The organism is Candidatus Goldiibacteriota bacterium, from assembly GCA_016937715.1.
In the GTDB taxonomy this organism is placed as follows: Bacteria; Oederibacteriota; PGYV01; order PGYV01; family PGYV01; genus PGYV01.
In genome coordinates this window covers 1-5,269 of record JAFGWA010000038.1, presented here as the reverse complement: position 1 = coordinate 5,269, position 5,269 = coordinate 1, and the positions used below count along the sequence as shown (strand labels likewise).

At 44.4% G+C, this 5,269-nt stretch carries 2 protein-coding genes; both read right to left on the bottom strand.

The annotated features are described in order from the left end of the window. On the bottom strand, positions 1-3,898 hold a 3,898-nt coding region (locus JXR81_04670), incomplete at its 3' end, for a CIA30 family protein (protein MBN2754142.1). A gap of 108 nt (positions 3,899-4,006) precedes the next feature. Then, positions 4,007-5,008, bottom strand: a complete 1,002-nt coding sequence (locus JXR81_04665) for a LacI family DNA-binding transcriptional regulator (GenBank protein MBN2754141.1) — start codon at positions 5,006-5,008, stop codon at positions 4,007-4,009. Positions 5,009-5,269 lie beyond the last annotated feature (261 nt).

Sequence of the window (5,269 nt, the reverse complement as noted above, 5' to 3'; positions counted from 1 at the left end):
TTACCTCCGCGGTATGTTCACCCGCCGGAATGTCATCCGTAAGATTTATCTCTTTTATGCATCTGAATGACGCGGAGTATATTTTCAGGTTAATTTCATCCGCTTTTTTGGTTATAGTAAACCGTATTCTTAAATTGCCTTTGTCGGGATTATACGGATGAGGGTAAACAAAGATATTTTTTATCTCCATCTTATCCGCTTCTGTCGGAAGAGGTGTTGGCGTAAAGGTAGGGGTATTCGGAATAACAGTTACCGTGTAAGTATACGTATAAGTCATGGTATATGTTGCCGTGGGCAGTACAGGTGTGTTTGTCCGCGTGGGAGTGTTGGTTTGTGTCAAGGTATTTGTATATGTACTTACGGGAATTGTTACAGTGTACGTGTTTGTATTTGTGGGTGTATATGTCTGCGTTTCAGTATATGTGTTAGTGGAACCCGTGGGCGGCGTATTTGTCACCGTGCTTGTATGCGTCTGAGTATTTGTATCTGTTTCGGTATGCGTATAAGTCGGTGTAAATGTATTTTCTGCCGTATTTGTGGCTGTTAAAGTATTGGTTTCTGCCTCCGGTGTTTGCGTCGATGTGGCAATCTGCACCGCGGGGCAGCTGCCGCAGCCATAAAGCTGAACTTCATCTATCCAAAAATCAACTGATGCGGGCGCGCCTAAAGCCCCGTTAAAATTAGTCTGCCACTGTATTTCTTTTGCGTGCGCAAGAACCACAGCCAAATCCGCTGCCGTGCCCCATCCTGCCTGCGCAAACATGGTAAAAGGTATGGTGAGCTGCGTCCAGGAAGCGGGCGCGGTAAATACATATTTATAATCATCATATCCCGTAAGCGAGGCGCCGGTGTTATCAGTATATGACACTTTGACAAAATAAGATTTCCCGTCGCCTTTTGTATAAAACTTTATTCCCGTACATGAACTTATATCTGTTTCAGTAAATGCCGGCGAGCCGGCTGACGCGTTAAGCTGTGAACCCAGCCCTATGCATGGATAAATATTCTCAGCGGCAACAATTGCGCCTACCGTGCCTGTCATTCTCATTGCATAAGCGGTTGCGTTTACGCCGCCCAAAGACGGCACGCAGGCAGCTCCGGGCCATACTTTCGTTTCAAGCGGAAGAGATGGGTCTCCCGATGAATACGTATACCAAAAACCGCCGTAACCATTGCCATTGTCACCGTCGTCAAGATTATCAAAATCACACGCAAAAAGAGTCGCGGTGGCTGTTGCCGTATAAGTCGCGGTATAGGTATTTGTTGCCGTAGAGCCGGCAGGAATTGTGTTTGTCGGCGTCGGGGTTCCGCAAGAACCCGAATAACTTACAGCAGCATTGTCCCTGGTAAGCAGGTAATGCATAACAACATCAGACGGTGCAAACCACATATTATCCGCGCCGCCGGCGCCGTATGTATTATAAATATAGTTTATGTGCGCCTCCAAAATAGCTTCATTTGTATCATACGTACTTGGCGGCGTTGTGCTGCCCGGAGCAACCGCATGCGTAAAAACTATCAGCCATCTTGCCCTTGAATCAGCAGCAGCACTGTCCGCGGCGGAATTGGCCAGCGAGGCAGAACTTAAGGAACCCGCGGCCATAAAACCATAGCGGTGAAGCAAAAACGGCTGGGAAGGCGTTACATCCGCGTAATTTATCCCGTCATAAACTTCGGCTGACAAGAATAACCCCGAATCCCTTATACAGGTCCAGGCAGTGGTGTCAACATAAGGATAAACAAAATGCGTGCACTTATAATCCGGCCATCTTGCTTCAATCAGTTCGTTCACAGGCACTGTTTCCGTTCCGATATTTGAACACGTTGCCGCGGCATGAGTGGCATTATGGTTAAAAAAGCTCCAGCCGTCAGCGCGCAGAGCGTCAGCGTGCTGCCAGCTCATTGGCCAGTATTCTGCTGTTTCCTGCATCTGTGCTGTATTAAGAGCGGCCGCAGCCTTATACCCGTAAGAATCAAAAAGCGGCATGACAACAGAATAACAGGTGGGCATACCATCATCAAAAGTAAATGAGTACGCCCATTTTTTATCATTTAAAAGAGTTGTTTTGGTAACCGCAAGGGTTGCACCGCCTGTGTATCCGGTTCTTGTTATCCGGACATCAGAACCTGTTGTGGTAAACATCACTTCACCTGTGCCCGCGTCATAACTTGAAACAACAGGCGAGCCGTCAACACTGACATTTACCGCGGAACAATTTCCAACATGTATCTTTAAGGTCAAATCCTTAAAAATCGCCATCGGAGGCACAAGTGAACGGTCTATGTAAAAAAGCAGACAGTCCGAACCGCCGCTGCCGGGTGTATTTGTGGGTGTTGCCGTAGCACCCGCAGGAATTGTGTTTGTCGGCGTTAAGGTCGCGGATGCTCCGCCAAGCACAAGATGATTGACGCCTGTTATTGTTTTATTAAGTGTTACATACAATTTTTTATCTGCCGTATCAACTGACGTGAACATATCAATGCCCTCGGCAAGCACCGAACTGTTTAAAGTAATCTGCGGCGCGAAAGCGGCATTGTAATTATCAAATAGAAACGTTTGATTTTTAAGGCTCTTCGCTCCAAGGTTTAAGGATATGTCAGCCGTGTCAGACGCGCATACGACTTCCCATGCATTATAAATATGATTAAAACCGGCAGGTTTAAATGTAAACCCTCCTGCATCATAAAGGTTCATGTGTCCTGTGGTTACAACAGTTCCGACAGAGGCGGTAAGAGGGTTTATAAGTTCATGAATGTCAGCCTGTTCTGCCGCAAGAGCGCGCACTTTATCTTCAGTTTTCTTTCCCATATGTATAAGAAGGGTAAAACCAATAGTCGGATACGCAGTCCAATTTTTTCTCCATGTCCAGTCAGGAAAAGTTGATTTTGTGGTGGAACCTGATTCCGCGGCAGTTTCTCCGCCTGCCGCGCCATAAGGAAGCCCCCATGTCATTTTGTCGCCATACCATCCCTGAAAACCATTTGATTGATAATTAACAGCCCAGTTAGGAGGCATGCTTGCGCTTGTAGAACCAATATTGACCGGGCCTGATAAATAACCGCCTGCTGCCGCCTGCTGGGTTAAATCCAAAGTTGATACATAACCCGCTTCTCTGTCAGGAGTATTTTTCCACTGCAGAGTATACGGGATATTTCTTCCGGGTGTGTTATAAGTATACCCTGTTGAAAATGGCGAAGAACCGTTTGTTTTAAATATGTAACTTGTACCCGTATTATTTGACGCGCAGAACTCTATTCCGTCAATTGATTCAGAAAGCGTATTAGCCGCTCCCGTGCCTGTCCAGTTCACTTCGCAGTATGGCGAGCGTATGTCATTACCGTAAGTTCCAAAAGGTTTGGAAGAAAAATCATATGCAATTGAATCCACTATATAATCATTTCCTGTCCTTATCATATAAACCCATTTAACTTTCCATGCGCCAAGCGCTGTGTTTCCATTATCCCCGTACATATCCATTTCCGTTTGATATATAACGTGGTTTTCTCCCTGAAAAAGAATTGTTGTTGTGCCGTTGAAACCGTCCTGTTTGGAATTAGCCCATCCCCTGCCCGCATGGCCTGTTGGCTGATGATTGACCATAAAACCAAGCCCCGACAAATCGCCGGCCGGATTGCTTTCATTTATATTAACCGTTGACGCGCCGTCCATATAAGTTAACCGGGAAAAATACCCGCCCGTATACCCGTTAGGATTGCCGTCTATTTTCACAATACTTCCGGTCCTTAAAAGCCCCGAAGAATCTGTCCAGGATATTTCATCGCAGGTATTTGTGTTTACCACAACGCCTGTGTTAACCGTTACAGGCGCCGCCATTGCCGCCAAAGGAATAAGAACCAAAACAAGAAAAGCTGCCGTTTTTTTCATTATGTCCTTCATAGAGCACCTCCTTGAGTTTTCTGAAACGTTTCAGATACTTTAAACATTAAATCTGAAACGTTTCAGTACAATATAAATATACAAAATAAAAGTTAATTTGTCAAGTTTTTAAGTTTTTCTTATGATCAGTTTCGGTTTAAAAAAAAGCGTTTCAGATTCAAAACCCTCATCTGCCGCGGCTTGTTCCGCCAGTTCAAAAGCTTTCATCCCCATGCCAACAAGCGGCTGTTCAATAGTGGAAAGATTAAGCGCGTCTGCCACATCAAAATTATCAGTCCCCACAAGCATTAACGTTTCAGGCATCGTTATATTATTTACCGCGCAGTATCTGTATATGCCCTGCGCTACATAGTCCCCGCTTGCGCAGTATATCGCGTCTGTTCCGTTTTTGACAAGCACTTCTGCCGCGGCAAATCCCACTTTACGCAGATCTTCAGGAAGATAGTCAGGTTTTTCATAAGCCATTTCATTTTTAAACTTCATTCCTTTTTCCTTAAGGGCCGCTTTAAATCCACGCAGCCGTTCCGACTGTGAAAAAGCAAATTTTGTATTGCCAAGCATAATGGCGGGTTTCTTACTGCCTTTTTTGATGAAGTACCGCGCCGCAATCCTGCCGCATTCATAATTATCAACATTCAAAGTGAAAGCTTTTTTTGTGGTTCCGCTGTCAACAAGCACAAGGGGTATTTTTGCTTTCTTAAATTCTTCCACAATTTCATTTTCAAGCATAACCCCGATAACTATAACAGCATCCGCTGTCTGCTCATAAAGTATTTTCCGAAGCTCTTTATGTACTTCACCCCAGTCGTATTTAGCCGTATAAAGAATAAGGTCATATTTGCTCTTAACCATCTGAAGTTCCATCCCGCGCACTATGTGCATTTCATAAAGGGAAAAAAGCCCCGGCGTCACCACGGCAATATTATTTGTTTTACCATTAACCAGATTACGGGCAGAACGGTTGGGGTGATATCCCATTTCCTGTATTTTCTTTTTTACTTTTTCCTTCATCTTTTGGCTGATGGTTTTATCATCACTTAAGGCCATGGACACGGTGGAAAAAGCAACGCCAAGTTCTTTGGCTACATCTTTTAAAGTGACTCGTTTCATCGATTCTCCATAATAGTATTATAAGAGGATGATAACATATCCAAAGTTTTTTAACAATTACAGGAAAGCCATGATTAGTATATCAGAAGAAAAACATTTTATTTCATTATTATCAGTTTATCAGCCTTTGACCTTGCTGTGCCGTCTGTCAGAATAAAATAGTATGTTCCGTTAGCAAAAGCGTTAACCTTTACGGGCCTTACCTCCGCGGTATGTTCACCCGCCGGAATGTCATCCGTAAGATTTATCTCTTTTATGCAT

What these genes read in the sequence shown, in the direction of transcription:
- JXR81_04665 (MBN2754141.1), bottom strand. Translation starts at nt 5,008, where the DNA reads ATGAAACGAGTCACTTTAAAAGATGTAGCCAAAGAACTTGGCGTTGCT.